Here is a 20,418-nt window from a genome sequence, read left to right on the forward strand (position 1 = left end):
AGAGTGAGGCCCGCTCTGTTCGCGTCAGCCGCCGGCCTTCCCTGCCGCCTTGCTCCCCGCCTTGTCCAGGGACCGCACCGCGGACGAGGTGATGATGCGTCCCTCGCCGGTGTAGGCCTCGTGATTGGCGTCGATCTCGCCCAGCCGGTAGCGATAGTTGATCATCATTCCCAACGACTGCTTCAGCCCCTTGGCCGAGCGGTCCGCCAGCCAGTTCAGCCGCTCCATCCGGGCGCCGTTGGTCAGGTGGAAATGCGCCACCGGGTCGAGCGCGCGGGGGCGGCCATTGCCCTTCGCCTCCTGCACGCTGGACAGGTAATGGACGCACATCCGCATCAGCGGGCCGCGCAGGTGCTTCTGCAGCTCTTCATCCTCCGCCCAGCCGGGACGGGAAAGAGCGCGGGCGAGCAGCGGCGATTCGTCGGTGCCGACGCCGCCTTCGGTGGTCGCCTCGCCGTCGTCGGCCTGCTCCAACTCGGCCAGTCGTTCGGCGATCCGCTCGGCCTCCGTGTTGGTCAGCAGGGCATCGCCGTCGCGGTCCAGCGACCGGTCGAACCAGCGGCGGAAACCGGGGATCGGCGACAGGGTGGCGTAGCACTTGATGTTGGGGAACTCGGTCGCCAGCCCATCGACCACCCGCTTGATCAGGAAATTGCCGAAGCTGATGCCGGCCAGCCCGACCTGCGCGTTGGAGATCGAATAGAAGATGGCGCTGTCGGCGCTCTTGGGATCGCAGACCGGGGCGGTGGGGTCGAGCAGAGCCTGCACATTGTCCGACATGCCTTGGACCAGCGCGACCTCGACGAAGATCAGCGGCTCGTGCGGCATGCGCGGGTGGAAGAAGGCGAAGCAGCGGCGATCCGAATCGAGCCGGTCCTTCAGGTCCTGCCAGCCGCTGATCTCGTGCACCGCCTCGTACTTAATCAGCTTTTCCAGAAGCGAGGCCGGACTGTCCCAGGTGATGCGGTGCATCTCCAGGAAACCGACGTCGAACCACGCCCGCAGCAGGTTCTTCAGATCGTCTTCCAGCGCCTGCAGCAGCGGTTCGCCGCGCGCCATCTCCATCAGCTCTGCGCGCAGGTCGACCAGGAACTTGACGCCTTCCGGCAGCGCGTTGAACTGGGTGAGCAGCCGCAGGCGCGGCGGTTCCAGCGCCCGGCGCAGCGCCCGTTCGGCATGGCCGCGGGCCACCGGGTCGGCGGCGGCCTGGAAGGTCGCCATCGCGTCCATCACCGCATCGCGGTCGACGTCGAAGTCGCGCGCGAGCATTAGTAGGAAGTTGCGCCGACCCTGGGGATCCAGCGCCAGATAGGTGCGACCGAGTTGGGCAGCGCGGGCGCGGGCCGAGACCTCGCCGCCCCGCGATTCCAGGCAGGCCTCGATCTGCTCCTTGAGGCGCTCGGCGTCCTCCTTCGGCAGATGGGTGCGCGGCGGCGCGCCGACGGCGCCGCGAGCCGATGCCGCGATCTCGCGCCAGCGGGTGCGCAGGTTGTCCAGCGCGCGGTCGAAGAAATTGGGCTGCGCGGCCGGAGATGGCGGCACAGGCTCCAGAGTGGTGGTGTCGGGTGCGTCGCTCATGCCCCGGAGTCTGGCCCGACCGGAGCGCCGCCGCAAGAGGGCGCGCGAACGCCGTCGTCAGGGGTACCGCGGACGTCGACTTATGGGCCGGTCCCGGCAGACCTCAACCCTGCGCCTTCAGCGCCTTCAGCACACCGGGCAGCGCCCCCGCCAGATCGTCGGAGATCAGGCCGGGGCCGAGCGCGCGCCCCGCCTCGCCATGCAGCCAGACGGCGGTGCAGGCGGCCTCGAACCCGTCCATTCCCTGCGCCAGCAGGCCGAGAACGATGCCGGCCAGCACGTCGCCGGTGCCGGCGGTCGCCAGATCGGGCGGCGCGTTGACATTGACGACGGCACGCCCGTCGGGCGCCGCGACCACGGTGTCCGCCCCCTTGAGGACGACGACCGCGCCGGACCGCGCGGCGGCGGCCCGCACCCGCGACAGCTTGTCGCCGTCCATGCCGACCGAATCACCGAACAGCCGGGTGAACTCCCCCTCATGCGGGGTGAGGACGCAACGCTTGTCGAGCCGGTCGAGCAGTTCGTCGGCCGACTCGGTGAAGCTGGTCAGCGCGTCGGCATCCAGGACGCAGGCCCGCCCGGCGTCCAGTGCCGCCATCACGGCAGCGCGGGTCTGCGCGCCCCTGCCCGCCCCCGGCCCGATCAGCACGGCGTTCTTGCGCGGGTCCTGCAGCAGCCTGGCGAAGGCGCCGGCATCCTCCAACGGATCGACGATCACGCTGGCGCAGCCGGCGGCATAGATGGGGAACGCTTCCGGCGGGCAGGCGATGGTGACCAGTCCGGCCCCGGCCCGCAGCGCCGCGACCGAGGCCAGGCGCGCCGCGCCGGTCATCCGCGCGCCGCCCAGCACCACGGCATGGCCGCGCGCATATTTGTGGCCGTCCAGCGCCGGCCAAGGGAAACGGTGGTTCCAAAGCGACGGCTCGTTCACCGCGGTCTGCGGGGCGATGCTGTCCAGAACCCGCTCCGGGATGCCGATGTCGGCGACCACCACCTCGCCGCACAGGGTGCGGCCGGGCAGCAGCACATGGCCGGGCTTGCGGCGGAAGAAGGTGACGGTCAGCGCCGCTTGCGGAGCGGCTCCCAGCACCCGGCCGCTGTCGCCGTGAAGGCCGCTCGGTACGTCCACGGCGACGACGGTGCGCCCCTCCATCGCCTCGACGATGGCGCGAGCAAGCCCGTCGAGCGGCCGGGACAGGCCAGCGCCGAACAGCGCATCGATGACCAGCGGGTTGCCCTTGAGGATGTAGGGATCGGCCGCCTCGATCGGGCCGGGCCAGCGCTCCGCCGCCACCGCCGCATCGCCGGTCAGCGCCGAGCGCGTGCCGAGCAGCGCCAGCCGCACCGGCCAGCCGGCCTCCAGCAGAAGCCGGGCGATGACGAAGCCGTCGCCGCCATTGTTGCCGGGGCCGCAGAGCACGGCGGTCGGGTGCGGCGCCCAGCGCTCGCACACGGCGCGGACCACGGCGGCGCCGGCGGCCTCCATCAGGGCCGGGCCGGGCACCCCGGCGGCGATGGCCAGCTGGTCGGCCCGATACATCTCCGCGACGGATAGAAGCTCATCCATCCCCCACTCCCCCCGACCCTGGCTTGCCTTGCCGTTCCTTGGGCGGGCGAAGATGCGTACGCCCGCTCTACCCGTAGGCAGTGTCTTCACCCGGAACAAATGATGCGGACAAGCATAAACGTCCGCAAAACGGCGGGCCAGCCGTGCGGACGTTTATAAAACCGAAATTTTCCAAGACGCGAAGAAGAAGATGGGGCGATGGATGGGACTCGAACCCACGACCGCTCGGACCACAACCGAGAGCTCTACCAACTGAGCTACCACCGCCGCCGTCAGCGTTTCCGCCGTCGGGAGCCGCGTTATGCTCCACCGCGGCTGGCCGGTCAAGCGCCTTTTTCACGAAAAGTGAAAAAACTTCTTTCGGGGCGGAACGGCACCCCTTTCGCCCGGCCAAAAAGGCCGTGACACGCCCAGCGCCGCGGAGCGCTTGCACCAGTTGCACAAATATTGTTCACTCCGCTGAATCCTTTGGCAGCACCCTGCCCCATTGGACGGCACCCGTCCGTCTTATGACCAGCGTCGATGCCGCCGGATCGGACCGGCCGAATGTGGCACGCTCCATGCTTATCGTCGTCGCTGTCGGCAGTGCCGTGGACGGTGCCTGCCGGCGTTGGCACCTCGTACACGAGAGACCCATGAAGAAGATCGAAGCCATCATCAAGCCGTTCAAGCTCGACGAGGTGAAGGAAGCCCTTCACGAAGTCGGGATCAAGGGGATCACCGTCACCGAAGCCAAGGGCTTCGGCCGCCAAAAGGGCCACACGGAGCTTTACCGCGGCGCGGAATACGTCGTGGACTTCCTGCCGAAGGTGAAGATCGAGGTGGTGATGGAGGATTCCCTGGTGGAACGGGCGATCGAGGCGATCCAGCAGGCCGCCCATACCGGCCGCATCGGCGACGGCAAGATCTTCGTCACGCCCGTGGAGGAGGTGGTCCGCATCCGCACCGGGGAGAAGGGCGCCGACGCGATCTGATCGCGCCCGGATAGCATCGTCCACCGGCTCCTCCCTTCCGACCGGCACCCTCCCGACCAGCATCCGCCAACATGCGCCACTTTCCCCATCACCTCCTGCCGGCCCCGGCCGCACACCTCGCCGAACGGCCGATGGCCGCCTATGGCGAACGTGCGACTTTTTGGGTTGGCGCGTTGTGCGGGGAAGAAAGGCGTGAGATAACGTCCGCCGCGAGCGCCGCCCTCCGCCGCCAAGACCCCGACGGGGCTTGGGCAGCGGCTTGACGCAGCGGGATCCAACCCTCTTAAAGCGTGGAAAAAGAGACATGTCCGACATCAGCAAGGTCTTCGACCTGATCAAGGAACACGACGTCAAGTACGTGGACCTGCGCTTCACTGACCCGCGCGGCAAGCTGCACCACACGGCCCAGCACGTTTCGACCATCGACGAGGACGTGTTCGAAGACGGCATCATGTTCGACGGTTCCTCGATCGCCGGCTGGAAGGGCATCGAAGAGTCGGACATGATCCTGAAGCTGGACCCGACGACGGCCATCATGGACCCGTTCGCCGCCCAGCCGACGCTGAACATCCTCTGCGACGTCTATGATCCGGGCACCGGCGGCTCCTACGCCCGCTGCCCGCGCGGCATCGCCAAGGCCGCCGAGAAGTACACCGCTTCGGCCGGCATCGGCGACACCGTCTTCTTCGGTCCGGAAGCCGAGTTCTTCATCTTCGACAACGTGAAGTACACGGTCGAGATGAACAAGGTCTCCTACCAGTTCGATTCGGACGAGGGCACCTACTCGTCCGACAAGGACTATGAGGACGGCAACCTGGGCCACCGTCCGGGCACCAAGGGCGGCTACTTCCCGGTCGCCCCGATCGACAGCTGCAACGACCTGCGCGCCGAGATGCTGAGCGTCCTGGCCGAGATGGGCGTTCCGGTCGAGAAGCACCACCACGAGGTGGCCGCCGCCCAGCACGAGCTGGGCATCAAGTTCGACACGCTGGTCCGCACCGGCGACAACATGCAGTACTACAAGTACGTGGTGCACAACGTCGCCCACGCCTACGGCAAGACGGCGACCTTCATGCCGAAGCCGGTCTTCGGCGACAACGGTTCGGGCATGCACTGCCACCAGTCGATCTGGAAGGACGGCCAGCCGCTGTTCGCCGGCAACCAGTATGCCGACCTGTCGGAACTGGCTCTGTACTATATCGGCGGCATCATCAAGCACGCCAAGGCGCTGAACGCCTTCACCAACCCGTCGACCAACAGCTACAAGCGTCTGGTCCCGGGCTATGAGGCTCCGGTGCTGCTGGCCTACTCGGCCCGCAACCGTTCGGCCTCCTGCCGCATCCCGTACGTCGCCTCGCCGAAGGGCAAGCGCGTCGAGGTCCGCTTCCCGGATCCGTCGGCCAACCCGTACCTGGCCTTCGCCGCCATGCTGATGGCCGGCCTGGACGGCATCCAGAACAAGATCCATCCTGGCGACGCGATGGACAAGAACCTGTACGACCTGCCGCCGGAAGAGCTGGCCAAGGTCCCGACCGTCTGCGGCTCGCTGCGCGAAGCCCTGAACTCTCTGCGCGAGGACAACGAGTTCCTGCGCAAGGGCGATGTCTTCTCGCAGGACATGATCGACGGCTACATCGACCTCCGCACGGAAGAGATGATGGCCTTCGAGACCATGCCGCACCCGATCGAGTACAAGATGTATTACTCGGTCTGATGTTGCCTCGCGGCGTCCGGAAGCGGGCGCCGCGGCCGGCATTGCATCAATCGAAAGCCGTTCCCGGTTCGCGCCGGGGGCGGTTTTCTTTTTTGGCCTGTTCGATCCAGACGCCGACATCAGGCGGCGCACCGCCCGCCCGCTCCGCGCAATCCGCCTTTGCGCAATTGCAGGCCGGGAACAGGCAGCCGTCGCCGTTCAGATCGGTCGCCCGCACCGCGAGGTCATAGCGCACGCCACGCATGATGGCGGGGCCGGCGGTGCTGTGGCGCTCGTAATGCTCGACGACATGGCGGACGCGGGTGAGCAGTTCGCGCCGTTGATCGTGTCCCGGGTCCATGCCTTCGCCCCCAATCGCCAGTGATTGCAGCCATGAACAGGGACGCCGGAGAGCCGCGTCCTGTTCCAGCATCCATGCGCAGTACGGCGCATGGGGAACTCAACGCACAGGAATGATGCGGCGGCCCGGCTGTTGGCACAGCAGTGATCAAGATGGGTGACCAAGACGGGAGGGCAAGATGGATCGCGACAGGCTGCACCGCGTCGCCAAGGCGCTGGGCGATGTCCGCCTTTACGAGAAGCACCACACCGGGGAGTTCATCACCATGCGCCTGCGCGATTCGCTGGCCGACACCCCCGGCTATGATGAGGCAGAGGTGGACAAGAAGTTGTTGGAACTGGCCCGTGTGGCGCTGGAAGCCGCCGAATAGTGGGCGCGCAGGGTGACGAAGCGGCGGAGGGCCTGTTGGGTGGAGGTGAACCAAGCCAACAGAGGGAGAATGCCGCCATGGCCGAAGACAAGAGGTCCGATCTGCCGCAGAACGACCGGTCCGGCACTGATCGTCCGGCGACCAAGCCGATCCCGGTGAAGCCGGCGGTCGAGCCAATGAGCGACAAGGACGAGGCACCGCCGGGGACGCCGGGGACGGGCGAGAACATCGATCCGAAGACCGGCGAAAGCTATGTGCAGGGGATCGGCGGGGCGTGATGAGCAGGCGTCGGCCAACGACACTCCAAACGAAAAGGGCCGGCTCCTGCGAGCCGGCCCTTTCGCTGTCACATCCCCCGCGTCACGCCACAAAGGGCGGAAGCGCGGTGAAGTTGGCGGCCTTTTCGACGACGTGGCCGACGCGCAGCAGCGTCTCCTCGTCGAAGGGTCGGCCGATCAGCTGCAGGCCAAGCGGCAGGCCGTCGGCGCCCAGACCGGCCGGGACCGACATGGCCGGCAGGCCGGCAAGGTTGATCGGAACGGTGAAGACGTCGTTCAGGTACATCTGCACCGGATCGTCCATCTTCTCGCCGATGGCGAAGGGCGTGCTGGGCGCGGTCGGCGTCAGGATGACGTCGCAGCTCTTGAACGCCTCGTCGAAGTCCCACTTGATGCGCGTGCGCACCTGACGGGCCTTGTTGTAGTAGGCGTCGTAATAGCCGGCCGACAGCACATAGGTGCCGATCAGGATGCGGCGCTGCACTTCCTTCCCGAAGCCGGCGCCGCGGGTGTTCTCGTACATTTCCTTGAGGTTGCCGCCCTCGACCCGCAGGCCGTAGCGCACGCCGTCATAGCGCGCGAGGTTGGACGACGCCTCGGCCGGGGCGATGATGTAGTAGGCGGCCAGCGCGTATTTGGTGTGCGGCAGGCTGACCTCGACCGGCTCGGCGCCGGCCTCCTTCAGCCAGGCGATGCCCTGGTCCCACAGCGCGGCGATCTCGGCCGACAGGCCCTCGACCCGGTATTCCTTCGGAATGCCGACGCGCAGGCCGCGGATGTCGCCGGTCAGCGCGGCGCGGAAATCCGGAACCGGCATATCGACCGAGGTGGAGTCCTTCGGATCGAAACCGCACATGGAGCGCAGCATGATCGCCGCATCCTCGACCGTGCGGGTCATCGGCCCGGCCTGATCCAGCGAGGAGGCGTAGGCGACGATGCCCCAGCGCGAGCAGCGGCCGTAGGTCGGCTTGATGCCGACGGTGCCGGTGTAGCCGGCCGGCTGGCGGATCGAACCGCCGGTGTCCGTGCCGGTGGCGCCCAGCGCCGCGCGCGCGGCGATGACCGCGGCCGAACCGCCCGACGAACCGCCGGCGACGATCTTCTTCTCCCAGGCATCCGGCGCGCCGGGGCTCCACGGGCTGACCGTCTCGCCCTGATAGGCGGTGATGGTGGCGGAGCCCATGGCGAATTCGTCCAGGTTCACCTTGCCCAGCATGACGGCGCCGTCGCGCCAAAGCTGGGAGGTCACCGTGGACTCATATTCCGGCTTGAAGCCGTCCAGGATATGGCTGCCGGCGGTCGTCGACACGCCCTTGGTGCAGAACAGGTCCTTCACCGCGATGGGCAGGCCGTCCATCGGCCCGGCCGAGCCCTTCGCGCGGCGCTCGTCGCTGGCCTTGGCCATCGACAGGGCGGCGTCGGGGGTCTCGGTGATGAAGATGTTGAAGGGTCGCACGGCCTCGACCGCGCGCACGTGCGCCTCGGTCAGTTCGACCGCGGTGAACTCCTTCTTGGCGAGGCCATCCAGGGCCCCGGCCATCGTCAGATGCGTGAGCGCCGTCATCACTCGACCACCTTGGGCACGACGTAGAAGCCTTCGGCCGTTTCCGGACCGTTCGACAGGACCTGCGCGGCGTAGCCGCCGTCGGTGACCTCGTCCTTGCGGCGGCGCAGCTTCTGCGCGGCGACGCTGGTCATCGGCGGCACGTCCTTCGTGTCGACCTCGTTGAGCTGTTCCACGAAGGTCAGAATCTGGCTCAGTTCCCCAGCCAGGGATTCCAGTTCCTCGTCCGGCACCTTGATGCGGGCCAGATGCGCGATCTTGGCCACCGTGGCCTTGTCGAGCGACATGCCTCTACTCTCTTCCAAAACATTGGAAATCGGCCGCGAAGCTATCACCCGCGCACGCGCACCGCAACGATTGCGGCCATTCCGCCGCTCAGAAGGCGCCGGATCATGCGGCGATGCGGGTCGCCGACTGCCAATTGGCGCGTTCCATGCGCAGTTTGAACAGCGCGATCGGCTCGCCCCAGGGCGTCACCCGCGTCTCCAGCGCGATCGGCGTCATGCCGAGCTTGGCATAGAGCAGCAGGCCCGGCGTGTTGGTGTTGAAGCAATAGAGCGTCAGCTCAGGCAGGTGATGGTGATCGAAAGCGCGATCGATCATCGTCCGCACCAGATATTCGGCGATACCGCGGCGGCGCAGGGTCGGGTCGACGCTGACATTGCCGATGCTGGCGGTGCAGCCATCCTCGAAGGTGGCATAGTTGGCATAGCCGACCACGCGCTCCCGCCCATCCTCGGTCAATGTGACCACGGTCGGATCGCGGCGGAGCCCCAGCGTCGCCCGGACCTGATCCGGGGTCAGCGGCCAGACGGCGCGCGGGAACAGGAAATACAGCTCCTCCGCGTTGCGTGGGAACCCGCAGATGGTGGGGATGTCGGCGTCGGCGAGCGGCCGGTGCGACAAGGCGGTAAGGGATAGTGCGCTGCTCATACTTAGAAGAATAAGTATCTTTTACAACAACTCAAGCGATCTTGCAGTGACAAGGCTGCGGCCTTATGGTCGGATCATGATCCATACCCTCTCCGAACTCGCGGCCCGGCTGGGCAAAAACCAACGTTTGCTTGGCCTTGACGTCGGCACCAAGACCGTCGGGCTGGCGGTGGCCGATCCGGGACTGATCGTCGCATCTCCCATCGGAACGCTGAAGCGCACCAAATTCACCCAGGATGCGCGCGAGCTGGGCAAGACAATCCGCGATTACGGCATCGGCGGGCTGGTGGTCGGGCTGCCGCTGAACATGGACGGAACGGAGGGGCCGCGTGCCGAGTCGGTGCGCGCCTTCGCCAAGAACCTGTTGGAACGTCCCGACCTGCTGGGCTGGGAGGCCGAAATCGCCTTTTGGGACGAGCGGCTGTCCACCTCGGCCGTCGAGCGCTTCATGATCGGCGAGGCCGACATGACCCGCAAGCGCCGGGACGAGGTGGTGGACAAGATGGCCGCCGCCTACATCCTGCAGGGTGCGCTCGACATGCTGGCCAACCAGCGCCGCCTCGCCGCGGAAGCAGATGAAGACGAAGGCGAGGAAGAGCGGGATGACGATTACGACCGCGATTGAAGCGGTCGCCGACAAAGGCTGACCTCAGTCGAAGTTCAGGGCGAAGGACGCCCGTCCCTGCCCCGCCGCGGCGCGCTGCCACATGGCGCCGAAGGCCGCCTCCAACGCGCGGGTAAAGCGCACGCCATCCAGCGCCGGCGAGGCGGCGAGCCGGTCGCGCAGGCGGCTGCGGATGCTCGCCAGCCCGTCCGGATCGGACACCAGCGCGGCGGCCATGGCGATGTAGGCTTCCTCCCCCTCGACCGCCAGCGCCGGAAGCCCGGCGGAGGTGAGGTGGGTCACCGTGTGGCGGGCGCAGAAGCGGTCGCCGCCCAGCGTCACCACCGGCACCCCCATCCACAGCGCCTCCAGCGTCGTCAGCCCGCCCGAATAGGGGAAGGGGTCGAGCGCGACATCGATCTCGCCATAGGTCGCCAGGAATTCGGCATGCGGGGCCGCGCCGTGCAGCTCGATGCGGGCCGCGTCGGCGCCGGCGGCCGTGAACAACGCCAGCGTCCGTGCCCGCAAATCCGCATCATCCAGGCCGGGCGTGCGCAGAAGCAGCCGCGACCCAGGCACCGCCGCCAGAAGGCGGGTCCACAAGGAGGCGACCTGCGCGTTCAGCTTGGGCAGGGCATTCAGCGACCCGAAGGTCGGAGCGCCGCGCGCGATCATCGGCAGCGGCGCCACGGCGGGTGCGGCGGCCGGCGGCGACCAGGGGACATAGGCGTCGGGCATGCGGACGATGCCCTCGATGGCCCAACCGTCGGCGCCCTCCGGGCTCTGCCGCGGGTCGGAGATCAGGTAATCCATCGCCGGCAGGCCGGTGGTGCCGACATAGCCGGCCCAGGTGACCTGCACCGGCGCCGCCCGCCGGGCGAAGACGCCCAACCGGTTGCCCAGCGTGTGGCCGGCCAGATCGACCAGGATATGGATGCCGTCGGCGCGGATGCGCTCCAGCAGGGCCGCGTCATCCATCGCCACGCTGTCGACCCAGCCCTCGGCCAGACCGCGCAGCCGCGCCGTCACGGCGTCCGGGTTGGCGGTGTTGGAATAGCAGATCGCCTCGACGACAGCACGGTCATGGGCGGCCAGCACCGGTTCAAGGAATGCGCCGACCGGATGGGCACGGAAATCGGCGGAGACGTAACCGACGCGCAGCCTCGGCGCCGGCGCCGCCACCGCGGCGGCCGGCCGGTCGGGATAGCGGACACCCCAATCGGCATGGGCCTGGGCGATCTGCGGCATCGTCCGCGCCGGATCGTACTGCATCAGGAACAGCCGGGCGCTGTGCAGCGAATCAGCGCCGGGTGCCAGCCGCAGCGCACGGTCGAGCGCGGTCAAGGCCTCGCCGATGCGGGCCTGAGGGGCGAGCGACCGGCTGGCACGGTTGGCCCACAGCTCCACCCGCGACGGCTCCAGGCACAGCCCGGCGCGATAGGCGCGGTCGGCCTCGCCAAGCCGGTTCATCTCGGCCAGCGCGTTGCCGATGTTGTAGGGCGGGATCCAGTTGTCGGGTTCGAGGATCGCGGCGCGGCGGTGCAGCGCCGCCGACTCGGCCCTGCGCGCCTGCGCCCGCAGCAGATTGCCGGCATTCACCAGCGCGGCCAGCGTGGCAGGGCTGAGCGCGGTGGCGCGGCGGTAGCAGCCTTCCGCCAGATCGGCGCGCCCGGCGCCGGCCAGCGTCTCCGCCATCACCAGCAAGCCGTCCATCGCCATGGCGAGACCGCCGTCGAGGTTCAGCGCCCCGGCATAGGCCTGCGCCGCTCCCGGAATGTCGCCCTGACTTTCCAGCACCAGCCCGTAATTGGCCCACCAGACGGCGACGCCCGGCCGGGCGGTGATGGCCTGGGCGAGAAGGTCCTGAGCCTCGGCCCAGCGGCCGGCCTGCGCGGCGATCAGGCCCTGGCGGTAGATGCTTTCGGCCTGATCCGGCGTCATCGTCTTCGGTTCCGTCTTAAGCTTCGGTCCGGCCCAGTTGGTCCATCAGCTCGCGCCATTCGCGCTTGGACAGGCCACTGGCCTCCTGCGTCACCGGCTCCCCGGCCAGCAGGCGCTTCACCACGTCAAGGCCGGTGCGCGACAGGTGGGCGCCGCCCATGCGGTATTCGGTGAAGGACTCGTAGACCGCCGGAACCCAGCGCTTCACCACGTCCAGCATCGCGTCGGCATAGACGCGGATCTCATACTGGGCGTGGGCATCGGCGCGCAGCGACAGGAAATGCAGAAGGTTGTGGAGATCGACCTTCCAGTACCACTGCGTGTAGTAGTTCAAGGACAGGTTCATCCGCGCCAGTTCGCGCGCCAGACCCTGGCGGGTCGGATCGATGACGCTGCCGTCCTCACGGTGATTCAGCATCTCTTCGTAGTGGCTGTAGGCGCGTTCGGAATCCTCGCGCAGCAGCCGCATGACGTTGGCCGCCTCCTCGCCTTCCAGGACGTCGCCGCGGCCCTGGCGGTTCACCACGGCCTGGGCGCCCAGCTGTTCCGGCGCCGGCACGTAGAATTCGCGGTCGAGGATGGAGTAACGCGCCGAGTACTCGTTCACGTTCGCGGTGCGGTGGCGAATCCACTGGCGGGCGACGAAGATCGGCAGCTTCACATGGAACTTGATCTCGCACATCTCGAACGGGGTCGAGTGGCGGTGGCGCATCAGATACTTGATGAGGCCGGAATCCTCGCTGACCTTCTTGGTGCCCTTGCCATAGGACACGCGCGCCGCCTGCACGACCGCCGAATCGTCGCCCATATAGTCGATGACGCGGACGAAGCCGTGGTCCAGAACCTCCAGCGGCTGATAGAGGACCTCTTCCAACGCCGGGACGGTGGCGCGGCGGGTGGTGGCGGTGACGGCGCGCAGGCGATCGATTTCGTCGCGCTGCTCGGGCGTGATCGGCATGGTGACTCCGGGGTTACGGTGCCGGCTGTCTTACCAGACCGCGTGGCTGTCGGGAACGGTGAACGAACGAAGTGCCCCGCGTCAACGCAACGCATTCGGCGATCATGCACACACCCCCTTCCCTTGCCGAACGGGAGTGCCTATATTCGCCTCGTCGGTTCGCCGACTATGGCGATAAACGCCTTGTGGAATAAGCGTTGTGGACCCGGGGGCGGTACCCGGCGCCTCCACCAACCATACACCGGACTCGTTGACCGGGGTCGTTGGGGGCGAAATAGGATCGACACGCGTGGTAAAGGCATGGTTTTCGCTCGGCATGGTTCCGCCGTTATCGGGCCGTTGCAATAGTTGCCAACGACAACGTTGCTCAGGCTCGCCTCGCTGCCTAACGGCGGCTGGTAGCCTAAACCTAATCCCCGAGGGTTAGCGCCTAAGGGTGGGGCCGTGGGCCGCCTAGCAACAGAAGGCCCACACCTCTTCTTTCCAGCGTTTCGTGCCGGCCCTCGGCCAAGGCGGGACGCCGGACCGATCGCGTTATCAGGGACCCGCCCAAGCATGCCGAAAGAGCAGCTCCGCTATGACCGCATGGTCGAGACCGCGTTGCGCGGCGTTGTCCGCGACGCGCTGACCGAGGTTGCCGAGCGCGGCTTGCCGGGCAATCACCATTTCTACCTGACCTTCCGCACCGGCTTCCCCGGCGTGGAGATCCCGGATTACCTGGCCTCCCAGTATCCGAACGAGATGACCATCGTCCTGCAGTTCCAGTATTACGGGCTGGACGTGACGGACGATCATTTCGAGGTCACGCTGAGCTTCAACAACGTGCATGAGCGGCTGGTGATCCCGTTCGCCGCCATCACCACCTTCGCCGACCCGTCGGTGAATTTCGCGCTGCAGTTCCAGCCGCTGGCCGCCGCCGAATCGGCGGAGGTCTCGACCATGCCGCCCCGCCCCGCCGCCGAGCGTGTCGAGGAAAAGGCTGAGGAAAGCGCCCCGGCCGAGGAGCCGAAGCGCGGCGAGGTCGTGGCCCTGGACGCTTTCCGCAAGAAGTAACCGCTTCCCACACATGCCGTCCCAGCCGCCCAGCGAGTATGTCGTCACGCTCTGCGAGATGATGGCGCCGCTGGGCGATGTGCGGGCGCGCCGCATGTTCGGCGGCTATGGCCTGTCCATCGACGGGCTGACCTTCGCGCTGGTCGCGGACGAAACCCTGTATTTCAAGGCGGACGACGTGAACCGCGCGGCGTTCACGGAGTTGGGGCTAGAGCCTTTCCGGCCGATGCCGGACAAACCGACCACCCTGTCCTACTACCCGCCTCCCGACTCGGCTCTGGACGACCGCGATGAACTGCTGCCCTGGGCCCGGTCGGGGTTCGAGGCGGCCTTGCGGGCGGCGGCAAAGAAGGCGGCGAAGGTGAAGCGGAAGAAACCTGCCATAGCGGAATAGGCCCTCCCCCCCGGAGAGGGAAGGGACCCGCGCCGTCAGGCGTGGGAAGGGTGGAGGGGTGATCCAAGAATCAAGAACCGCATGGTTCCCTGTACTACCCTTCACCCTTCCCACGCGCCCCCTCAAATATTCTCCGCCATGTGGATCGTCGCGTTGCTCGCCTGGGCACCGGCGGTGCGTTGGCGCATCTGGCGGGCGAAGCGCAGCGGGTTGGGCAGGAAGTTCAGCATCGAGCCGAGCTTGCCGACCGACGAGGTCGCCTTGCCCACCGCCATCACGTCGGCCAGCCGCCGGTCGATGAAGGCGCGGGTCTCCGCATGGTCCTCCGACTTGTCGTCCAGCCAATAGAAGGTGGAGGAGCTGACCACCGCCGCCAGCAGCGCCCGCTTGGTGTAGTGGTTGTAGTCGGTGGAGGTGTCGCCGGCGGCGAACCACATGGCGTCCACCGTGCGGTAGAGCAACCGCAGGCCGAGCGTCACGTTCTGTGGCATCGCCAGGTAGGAAAGCTGCCGGCGCTTGGCTTCGCGATAGGGCTCCAGAACCTCGAAATAGGTGCGGACGGCGAGAGAGATGCGCTCGCGCACCTTCATCTCGGCCATCGGCTGGGCTTCCAGCCGGTCCAGCATCTGGCGGTCGGCCCAGTCGGCGAAATGCTCCACCGCGTCGGTGACGCCGCCGGGAAAGGCGCGAAGCAGCGCCGACGGCTCGTGCCCCGCCATCTCGGTGCCGTCGCGCAGAGCCTGCAGGCTCCAGCCGTCGAAGACGACGTTGGGCAGGCTGGCCACCAGGATCTCGTCGCGAAGCGTGTCGATGCTCATCGCCAAATCTCCCTGCGCTCGCCCTCAGGCCGGGGTCGGCGCGTCCGTGGCCGCGCCCGGCGCGGCCGTGATATGAGTCGCCGCGGCCAGCGCGGCGTTGAGGTGATGCATCTCCTCGGTGCAGACGAGGAGCCGCAGATCGTCCATGCGATCAAGATAGAGCACGCCATCCAGGTGGTCGACCTCGTGCTGGACCACACGGGCATGGAATCCCGACGCTTCCCGATCGATCCGGGCGCCGTCCAGGCCATAACCGCGGTAGCGGATGCGGGCATAGCGCGGCACCAGCCCGCGCAGGCCGGGAATCGACAGGCAGCCTTCCCAGCCCATGACCATGTCGTCGGTCAGCGGCTCGATCACCGGATTGACCAGGACGGTGTTCGCCACCTCCTCCCCCTCGCCGCGGTCGGCGGGGATGCGGAAGACGATGATCCGGCGCGACTCCGCGATCTGCGGCGCGGCCAGCCCGACTCCGGGAGCATCGAGCATGGTGGCGATCATGTCGGCCGCCAGCCGGGCGACGGCCGGATCGGTCGGGTCGGCGATGGGCTCCGCGATCTTGCGGAGTACGGGATTGCCCATCCGGGCGATTGGAAGCACTGGCATGCCGCTATATCTGGAGTGTGAATGCGGCCGGAGCAACCGATTCCTGTGGTTATGCCACAGCGGTTCTGGCCGGGCTTATGCTTGCGGGCCGAAGACTCCCCTTCACAAAGGCGGTGGAGCATGCTACACACTGCGCCCACACAAGGGGTGCGCCCGCCGCGCATACCTATCTGTTGCCTTTGCGCAACACGGCACACTTGGAAGGGTGACGGTAAACGTGCAAGTTCTGGTCCGAGATAACAACGTCGATCAGGCCCTCCGCGCGCTGAAGAAGAAGATGCAGCGCGAGGGCATTTTCCGTGAAATGAAGCTGCGTCGCAACTACGAGAAGCCCTCGGAGAAGCGTGCGCGTGAGAAGGCTGAAGCGGTGCGTCGCACCCGCAAGCTGCTCCGTAAGCGGATGGAACGCGAGGGCTATTAATCGTCGGTCGCACGTAGCGACTGCGAAGGGCGCGTGTGATGCGCGCCCAAGACCCCTTGTGTCTTGCACCCGACCGTCCCGCGATCCTCGCGTGGGCGGTTTTGGTGTATCTGCGCCATTTCGCTTGGCCTGATTGTGCGTCGGTCAAGCGTATTGAACGGTCAGCGAGCCAAAACGTCGCAGCCCGTACCGGAAAGGCCCGATCATGAGCGCTTCCAACCTCACCGCCCGCCACTCGGTCCCGGCGTTGCGCGCCCGCAAGGGGGGCGAGCCGATCGTCTGCCTGACCGCCTACACCGCCCCGGTGGCCCGGCTGCTCGACCCGCATGTCGATATCCTGCTGGTCGGCGATTCGCTGGGCATGGTGGTCTATGGGCTGGACAGCACGCTGCCGGTGACGCTGGACATGATGATCGCCCATGGCGCCGCGGTGGTGCGCGCGTCGGAACGGGCCTGCGTCGTCGTCGATCTGCCCTTCGGCAGCTATCAGGAGAGCAAGGAGGCCGCTTTCCGCGCCTCCGCACGCGTGATGGCGGAAACTGGTGCCCAGGCGGTCAAGCTGGAAGGTGGGCTGGAGATGGCGGAGACGGTGGCCTTCCTGACCGCCCGCGGCATTCCGGTGATGGGCCATGTCGGGCTGACGCCGCAGTCCGTCAACACGCTCGGCGGCTACAAGGCGGTCGGTCGCGATGCCGAGGCGGCCGAGCGGATCGCCGCCGACGCCCGTGCCATCACCGAGGCCGGCGCCTTCACCCTGGTGATCGAAGGCACGATGGAGCAACTCGCCCGCCGCATCACCGAAGAGGTGGCGATCCCCACCATCGGCATCGGCGGCTCACCAGCCTGCGACGGTCAGGTGCTGGTCACCGACGACATGCTTGGCCTGTTCGGCGCCTTCCAGCCGAAATTCGTCAAGCGCTACGCCAACCTCGGCGAAACGGTCGGCGAGGCCGCCGCGACCTACGCCGCCGAGGTGCGCAGCCGCGCCTTTCCGGGGCCGGAGCATTGCTTCGGGATGAAGAAGGCGGCGGCGGTGTAAGGCTCTGTCCCGCACATCGTTCTTCCTCCGTTCCAGGCGATCCGCTACAGTCCGATCGCCATGGATGCACCCTCCCCTGCCCTGATCCCGCCCAATGTTGCCGCGTGGTTCCGGTCGCGCGGCTGGGCGCCGCACCCGCATCAGGTCGCCATGGTGGAGGCGGCGGAGCGGGGTGAAAGCGCCCTGCTGATCGCGCCCACCGGCGGCGGCAAGACGCTGGCCGGCTTCCTGCCCTCGCTGATCGAACTGGCGGAACGGCCGCGCGAGGGGCTGCATACCCTCTACATCTCGCCGCTGAAGGCGCTGGCGGTCGATATCCAGCGCAATCTCGAACAGCCCATCGCCGAGATGCGGCTGCCGATCCGCGCGGAGACCCGCACCGGCGACACGCCGGAAGCCAAGCGCAGGCGACAGCGCACCCATCCGCCGCACATGCTGATGACGACGCCGGAAAGCCTGGCGCTGCTGCTGTCCTACACCGACGCCGACCGGCTGTTCCGCAATCTCCGCTGCGTCATCATCGACGAGTTGCATGCGCTGGCCGGAACCAAGCGCGGCGACCTGCTGGCGCTCGGTCTTGCCCGCCTGTCGCGGCTCGCCCCCGCGGCCCGCCGCGTCGGGCTGTCGGCCACGGTGGCGGAACCGGAGCGGCTGCTGGCCTGGCTGTCCCGCCGCGGCCGGCATGACGGAAGCGACTCCGACGACGTGCGACTTGTGCTGGGCCGCAGCGGCGCCCAGGCTGAGGTGGAGATCCTGACCTCGCAGGAGCGGGTGCCCTGGGCCGGCCACATGGCGATGCACGCCATGAAGGAAATCTACGAGCGCATCAACCGCCAGCGCACCACCCTGCTGTTCGTCAACACCCGCGCCCAGGCCGAGTTGGTGTTCCAGGCACTGTGGCGGGTCAACGACGACAATCTGCCGATCGCGCTCCACCACGGCTCGCTGGCGGTGGAGCAGCGCCGCAAGGTCGAGGGCGCCATGGCGCGCGGCGAGTTGCGGGCGGTGGTCGCCACCTCCTCGCTGGACCTCGGCATCGACTGGGCGGCCGTCGACCTCGTGGTGCAGATCGGCGCGCCGAAGGGATCGAGCCGGCTGGTCCAGCGCATCGGCCGTGCCAACCACCGCCTGGACGAGCCCAGCCGCGCCCTGCTGGTCCCCGCCAATCGCTTCGAGGTGCTGGAATGCCGCGCCGCGCTGGAGGCGGTGCACGACCACACGCTGGACGGCGAGGCGCCGCGGCCGGGTGGGCTGGACGTGCTGGCCCAGCATCTGCTTGGCATGGCCTGCGCCGCCCCCTTCTTGGCCGATGAACTGTATGAGGAGGTGGTCTCCGCCGCCCCCTATGCCGCGATGACGCGCGACGAGTTCGACGACGTGCTGGATTTCGTCGCCACCGGCGGCTACGCGCTCGGGGCCTATGAACGCTTCCAGCGCCTGAAGCTGCGCGAGGACGGGCGGGTGGCGGTGGCCGGCCCGGCGGTGGCGCGGCAGTACCGCATGAATGTCGGCACCATCACGCAGGAGGCGCTGCTGCGCGTCCGGCTGAACCGCGGCCCGGTGCTGGGCGAGGTGGAGGAGTATTTCATCCAGGGCCTGACCCCAGGCGACACCTTCCTGTTCGCCGGCCAGCTGCTGAAGTTCCTCGGCGTCCGCGAGATGGAGGCGCAGGTCGCCAAGGGCGGCAGCGGCGACCCGAAGGTCCCCGCCTATGCCGGCGGGCGATTGCCGTTGACCACCCATCTGGCAGAGCGCGTGCGTGCCATGCTGGCCGATCCGCGCCAGTGGGACGGGCTGCCGGAAGACGTGCAGGAATGGCTGCGGCTGCAACGCTACCGCTCGGTCCTGCCGAACCGCGACGGGTTGCTGGTCGAGACCTTTCCCAAGGCGGGCAAGCAGTTCCTCGTCGCCTACGCCTTCGAAGGGCGGAATGCGCACCAGACGCTGGGCATGCTGCTGACCCGGCGGATGGAGCGCTTCGGGCTGGGACCGCTGGGCTTCGTCGCCACTGATTACGTGCTGGCGATCTGGTCGCTGCGCTCGCCCACCGACATGGATGCGCTGTTCGACCAAGACATGCTGGGTGACGATCTGGAAGCCTGGATGGACGAATCGTCGATGCTGCGGCGGACCTTCCGCAATGTGGCGCTGATCGCCGGGGTGATCGACCGCCGCCATCCGGGGCAGGAGAAGACCGGGCGGCAGGTCACCTTCTCCTCCGACCTGATCTATGACGTGCTGCGCAAGCACGACCCCGGCCATGTGCTGCTGCGGGCGACGCGGGCCGACGCGGCGGGCGGGCTGACCGACATCCGCCGCCTGTCCGATTTCCTGGCGCGGGTGCGTGGCCGCATCACCCACAAGGACCTCGACCGCATCTCCCCCTTGGCGGTACCGGTGATCCTGGAGATCGGGCGCGAGCGGGTGGACGGCAGCGCCACCGATGAACTGCTCGCCGCCGCCGAGGCAGAGCTGCTGGCGGAGGCGATGCCGGAACTGGCTGCGCCCAAGCGTGCCAAACCGGAACAGGGCCGGTTGATCCTGTGATGAGCCTCACCGAGAGCACCAGCCGCGCGGCGCTGAGGCTGTGCGGCGCCGATCTGCTGGCCGATCCGTCGGGCGCCCTGCTGTGGCCGGAGGAAGGCATCCTCGCCGTCGCCGACCTGCATCTGGAGAAGGGATCGGCCTTCGCCGCGCGCGGCCGGATGCTGCCGCCCTATGACACGCGCGCGACACTGGGCCGGCTGGCGGAGATCATCGCGATGGCGCGGCCGGCGCGCGTGCTGTGCCTGGGCGACAGCTTCCACGACCGCCGCGCGGCGGAGCGGATGGACCCGGCCGACGTGGAGCGGCTGCGCGGCCTGACCGCCGCCGTCGCCGACTGGGTGTGGATCACCGGCAACCACGACCCCGAACCGCCGCAGGGCCTCGGCGGCCGGGTGGCGGCGGAGCTGTCCATCGGCCCCCTGACCTTCCGGCACGAGGCGCAGCCGGGCGCGGTCGGCGAGTTGTCGGGCCACCTGCACCCGGCCGCCACGGTGGCGCTGGCCGGGCGGCGGGTGCGCGAACGCTGCTTCGCCCATGACGGTGCCAAGCTGATCCTGCCGGCCTTCGGCAGTTTCACCGGCGGGCTGAACGTGCTGGATGCCGCCTTCGACGGGCTGCTGGCGCCGGGCTTCGAGGTGCTGATGACGGCGCGCGGCCGGGTCTACCGCTTCCCCTGCGCCCGTTTGTCGCCGGACCGCGCGCGCTGACGCTCTGGCCGA

Annotated in this window: 21 protein-coding genes, 1 tRNA gene and 1 other RNA gene; 12 read left to right on the plus strand and 11 right to left on the minus strand. The window is 68.0% G+C overall.

Features of this window, described 5'->3' with window-relative positions; genetic code table 11:
• Positions 1–24: 24 nt before the first annotated feature.
• The 3 genes from ACCD06_RS12160 to ACCD06_RS12170 form a co-directional block, all read right to left on the minus strand.
• Entirely contained in the window at positions 25–1,578 is a 1,554-nt protein-coding gene (locus tag ACCD06_RS12160; protein ID WP_136704254.1) for a malonyl-CoA decarboxylase, read from the minus strand.
• A gap of 103 nt (positions 1,579–1,681) precedes the next feature.
• Positions 1,682–3,145: an NAD(P)H-hydrate dehydratase gene (locus ACCD06_RS12165; protein WP_413340912.1), complete on the minus strand. Its 1,464-nt coding sequence runs from the start codon at positions 3,143–3,145 to the stop codon at positions 1,682–1,684.
• Between the two features lie 191 nt (positions 3,146–3,336).
• Positions 3,337–3,412 (minus strand) — tRNA-His (locus ACCD06_RS12170).
• A 368-nt stretch (positions 3,413–3,780) separates the two neighbouring features.
• Between ACCD06_RS12170 and ACCD06_RS12175 the strand changes: the two genes are divergently transcribed.
• Together ACCD06_RS12175 and glnA are read left to right on the plus strand one after the other, a co-directional pair.
• Positions 3,781–4,119, plus strand: coding sequence for a P-II family nitrogen regulator (locus ACCD06_RS12175; RefSeq protein ID WP_012974531.1), 339 nt, complete (start codon positions 3,781–3,783; stop codon positions 4,117–4,119).
• A 304-nt stretch (positions 4,120–4,423) separates the two neighbouring features.
• Positions 4,424–5,833, plus strand: coding sequence for a type I glutamate--ammonia ligase (glnA, locus tag ACCD06_RS12180; RefSeq protein WP_109073834.1), 1,410 nt, complete (start codon positions 4,424–4,426; stop codon positions 5,831–5,833).
• 46 nt (positions 5,834–5,879) lie between these two features.
• On the opposite strand, the gene ACCD06_RS12185 is transcribed toward glnA, so the two are convergent.
• Complete coding sequence (locus ACCD06_RS12185; RefSeq protein ID WP_413340914.1) at positions 5,880–6,245, minus strand: hypothetical protein; 366 nt, start codon at positions 6,243–6,245, stop codon at positions 5,880–5,882.
• A gap of 106 nt (positions 6,246–6,351) precedes the next feature.
• Here ACCD06_RS12185 and ACCD06_RS12190 point away from each other — a divergent pair, with 106 nt between their 5' ends.
• Positions 6,352–6,543 carry a hypothetical protein gene (locus ACCD06_RS12190; protein WP_109073844.1) on the plus strand — a complete coding sequence of 64 codons (192 nt, stop codon included), beginning with the start codon at positions 6,352–6,354 and terminating at the stop codon, positions 6,541–6,543.
• Between the two features lie 77 nt (positions 6,544–6,620).
• The gene (locus tag ACCD06_RS12195) at positions 6,621–6,821 is read left to right on the plus strand and encodes a hypothetical protein (RefSeq protein WP_109073845.1); all 201 of its coding nucleotides are present in this window, start codon (positions 6,621–6,623) and stop codon (positions 6,819–6,821) included.
• A gap of 82 nt (positions 6,822–6,903) precedes the next feature.
• Here the strand turns inward: ACCD06_RS12195 and gatA are convergent, their stop codons facing one another.
• The 3 genes from gatA to ACCD06_RS12210 form a co-directional block, all read right to left on the minus strand.
• Positions 6,904–8,385 carry an Asp-tRNA(Asn)/Glu-tRNA(Gln) amidotransferase subunit GatA gene (gatA, locus tag ACCD06_RS12200; RefSeq protein ID WP_109073846.1) on the minus strand — a complete coding sequence of 494 codons (1,482 nt, stop codon included), beginning with the start codon at positions 8,383–8,385 and terminating at the stop codon, positions 6,904–6,906.
• A complete protein-coding gene (gene gatC / locus ACCD06_RS12205) occupies positions 8,385–8,672 on the minus strand; it encodes an Asp-tRNA(Asn)/Glu-tRNA(Gln) amidotransferase subunit GatC (RefSeq protein WP_014248134.1) in 288 nt (95 codons plus the stop codon). Before gatC ends, gatA begins: the two co-directional genes overlap by 1 nt.
• A 103-nt stretch (positions 8,673–8,775) precedes the next feature.
• Complete coding sequence (locus ACCD06_RS12210; protein ID WP_109073847.1) at positions 8,776–9,318, minus strand: GNAT family N-acetyltransferase; 543 nt, start codon at positions 9,316–9,318, stop codon at positions 8,776–8,778.
• A gap of 73 nt (positions 9,319–9,391) precedes the next feature.
• On the opposite strand from ACCD06_RS12210, the gene ruvX reads away from it, so the two are divergent.
• Entirely contained in the window at positions 9,392–9,943 is a 552-nt protein-coding gene (gene ruvX / locus ACCD06_RS12215; protein WP_413342492.1) for a Holliday junction resolvase RuvX, read from the plus strand.
• Positions 9,944–9,967: 24 nt separating this feature from the next.
• Here ruvX and ACCD06_RS12220 read toward each other — a convergent pair whose 3' ends face one another.
• Both ACCD06_RS12220 and thyX read right to left on the minus strand, forming a co-directional pair.
• A complete protein-coding gene (locus ACCD06_RS12220; RefSeq protein ID WP_413340917.1) occupies positions 9,968–11,863 on the minus strand; it encodes a hypothetical protein in 1,896 nt (631 codons plus the stop codon).
• Positions 11,864–11,879: 16 nt separating this feature from the next.
• Positions 11,880–12,821, minus strand: a complete 942-nt coding sequence (gene thyX / locus ACCD06_RS12225) for an FAD-dependent thymidylate synthase (RefSeq protein ID WP_109073850.1) — start codon at positions 12,819–12,821, stop codon at positions 11,880–11,882.
• A gap of 114 nt (positions 12,822–12,935) precedes the next feature.
• Here thyX and ssrA point away from each other — a divergent pair.
• The 3 genes from ssrA to ACCD06_RS12240 all read left to right on the plus strand — a co-directional run bounded on the left by ssrA (position 12,936) and on the right by ACCD06_RS12240 (position 14,268).
• Positions 12,936–13,296, plus strand: a transfer-messenger RNA (tmRNA) gene (ssrA, locus tag ACCD06_RS12230).
• An 80-nt stretch (positions 13,297–13,376) separates the two neighbouring features.
• Positions 13,377–13,874 carry an SspB family protein gene (locus ACCD06_RS12235; protein ID WP_109073851.1) on the plus strand — a complete coding sequence of 166 codons (498 nt, stop codon included), beginning with the start codon at positions 13,377–13,379 and terminating at the stop codon, positions 13,872–13,874.
• Between the two features lie 13 nt (positions 13,875–13,887).
• Positions 13,888–14,268, plus strand: a complete 381-nt coding sequence (locus ACCD06_RS12240) for a TfoX/Sxy family protein (RefSeq protein WP_109073852.1) — start codon at positions 13,888–13,890, stop codon at positions 14,266–14,268.
• 122 nt (positions 14,269–14,390) lie between these two features.
• On the opposite strand, the gene ACCD06_RS12245 is transcribed toward ACCD06_RS12240, so the two are convergent.
• Complete coding sequence (locus ACCD06_RS12245; protein WP_109073853.1) at positions 14,391–15,086, minus strand: COQ9 family protein; 696 nt, start codon at positions 15,084–15,086, stop codon at positions 14,391–14,393.
• Positions 15,087–15,110: 24 nt separating this feature from the next.
• A complete protein-coding gene (gene def / locus ACCD06_RS12250) occupies positions 15,111–15,692 on the minus strand; it encodes a peptide deformylase (protein ID WP_109073854.1) in 582 nt (193 codons plus the stop codon).
• 217 nt (positions 15,693–15,909) lie between these two features.
• Here def and rpsU point away from each other — a divergent pair, with 217 nt between their 5' ends.
• From rpsU to pdeM, 4 genes are all read left to right on the plus strand, one after another.
• Entirely contained in the window at positions 15,910–16,113 is a 204-nt protein-coding gene (gene rpsU, locus ACCD06_RS12255) for a 30S ribosomal protein S21 (protein ID WP_012974546.1), read from the plus strand.
• 205 nt (positions 16,114–16,318) lie between these two features.
• Positions 16,319–17,152: a 3-methyl-2-oxobutanoate hydroxymethyltransferase gene (panB, locus tag ACCD06_RS12260; protein WP_413340922.1), complete on the plus strand. Its 834-nt coding sequence runs from the start codon at positions 16,319–16,321 to the stop codon at positions 17,150–17,152.
• A 60-nt stretch (positions 17,153–17,212) separates the two neighbouring features.
• Positions 17,213–19,699 carry a ligase-associated DNA damage response DEXH box helicase gene (locus ACCD06_RS12265; protein ID WP_413340924.1) on the plus strand — a complete coding sequence of 829 codons (2,487 nt, stop codon included), beginning with the start codon at positions 17,213–17,215 and terminating at the stop codon, positions 19,697–19,699.
• Positions 19,699–20,406, plus strand: coding sequence for a ligase-associated DNA damage response endonuclease PdeM (pdeM, locus tag ACCD06_RS12270; RefSeq protein ID WP_413340926.1), 708 nt, complete (start codon positions 19,699–19,701; stop codon positions 20,404–20,406). Before ACCD06_RS12265 ends, pdeM begins: the two co-directional genes overlap by 1 nt.
• The last annotated feature ends 12 nt before the right edge of the window (positions 20,407–20,418 follow it).

Source organism: Azospirillum sp. CT11-132 (assembly GCF_047302835.1).
Classification (GTDB): Bacteria; Pseudomonadota; Alphaproteobacteria; order Azospirillales; family Azospirillaceae; genus Azospirillum.

What these genes read in the sequence shown, in the direction of transcription:
- ACCD06_RS12160 (WP_136704254.1), bottom strand. Translation starts at nt 1,578, where the DNA reads ATGAGCGACGCACCCGACACCACCACTCTGGAGCCTGTGCCGCCATCT.
- ACCD06_RS12165 (WP_413340912.1), bottom strand. Translation starts at nt 3,145, where the DNA reads ATGGATGAGCTTCTATCCGTCGCGGAGATGTATCGGGCCGACCAGCTG.
- ACCD06_RS12175 (WP_012974531.1), top strand. Translation starts at nt 3,781, where the DNA reads ATGAAGAAGATCGAAGCCATCATCAAGCCGTTCAAGCTCGACGAGGTG.
- glnA (WP_109073834.1), top strand. Translation starts at nt 4,424, where the DNA reads ATGTCCGACATCAGCAAGGTCTTCGACCTGATCAAGGAACACGACGTC.
- ACCD06_RS12185 (WP_413340914.1), bottom strand. Translation starts at nt 6,245, where the DNA reads ATGCTGGAACAGGACGCGGCTCTCCGGCGTCCCTGTTCATGGCTGCAA.
- ACCD06_RS12190 (WP_109073844.1), top strand. Translation starts at nt 6,352, where the DNA reads ATGGATCGCGACAGGCTGCACCGCGTCGCCAAGGCGCTGGGCGATGTC.
- ACCD06_RS12195 (WP_109073845.1), top strand. Translation starts at nt 6,621, where the DNA reads ATGGCCGAAGACAAGAGGTCCGATCTGCCGCAGAACGACCGGTCCGGC.
- gatA (WP_109073846.1), bottom strand. Translation starts at nt 8,385, where the DNA reads ATGACGGCGCTCACGCATCTGACGATGGCCGGGGCCCTGGATGGCCTC.
- gatC (WP_014248134.1), bottom strand. Translation starts at nt 8,672, where the DNA reads ATGTCGCTCGACAAGGCCACGGTGGCCAAGATCGCGCATCTGGCCCGC.
- ACCD06_RS12210 (WP_109073847.1), bottom strand. Translation starts at nt 9,318, where the DNA reads ATGAGCAGCGCACTATCCCTTACCGCCTTGTCGCACCGGCCGCTCGCC.
- ACCD06_RS12220 (WP_413340917.1), bottom strand. Translation starts at nt 11,863, where the DNA reads ATGACGCCGGATCAGGCCGAAAGCATCTACCGCCAGGGCCTGATCGCC.
- thyX (WP_109073850.1), bottom strand. Translation starts at nt 12,821, where the DNA reads ATGCCGATCACGCCCGAGCAGCGCGACGAAATCGATCGCCTGCGCGCC.
- ACCD06_RS12235 (WP_109073851.1), top strand. Translation starts at nt 13,377, where the DNA reads ATGCCGAAAGAGCAGCTCCGCTATGACCGCATGGTCGAGACCGCGTTG.
- ACCD06_RS12240 (WP_109073852.1), top strand. Translation starts at nt 13,888, where the DNA reads ATGCCGTCCCAGCCGCCCAGCGAGTATGTCGTCACGCTCTGCGAGATG.
- ACCD06_RS12245 (WP_109073853.1), bottom strand. Translation starts at nt 15,086, where the DNA reads ATGAGCATCGACACGCTTCGCGACGAGATCCTGGTGGCCAGCCTGCCC.
- def (WP_109073854.1), bottom strand. Translation starts at nt 15,692, where the DNA reads ATGCCAGTGCTTCCAATCGCCCGGATGGGCAATCCCGTACTCCGCAAG.
- panB (WP_413340922.1), top strand. Translation starts at nt 16,319, where the DNA reads ATGAGCGCTTCCAACCTCACCGCCCGCCACTCGGTCCCGGCGTTGCGC.
- ACCD06_RS12265 (WP_413340924.1), top strand. Translation starts at nt 17,213, where the DNA reads ATGGATGCACCCTCCCCTGCCCTGATCCCGCCCAATGTTGCCGCGTGG.
- pdeM (WP_413340926.1), top strand. Translation starts at nt 19,699, where the DNA reads ATGAGCCTCACCGAGAGCACCAGCCGCGCGGCGCTGAGGCTGTGCGGC.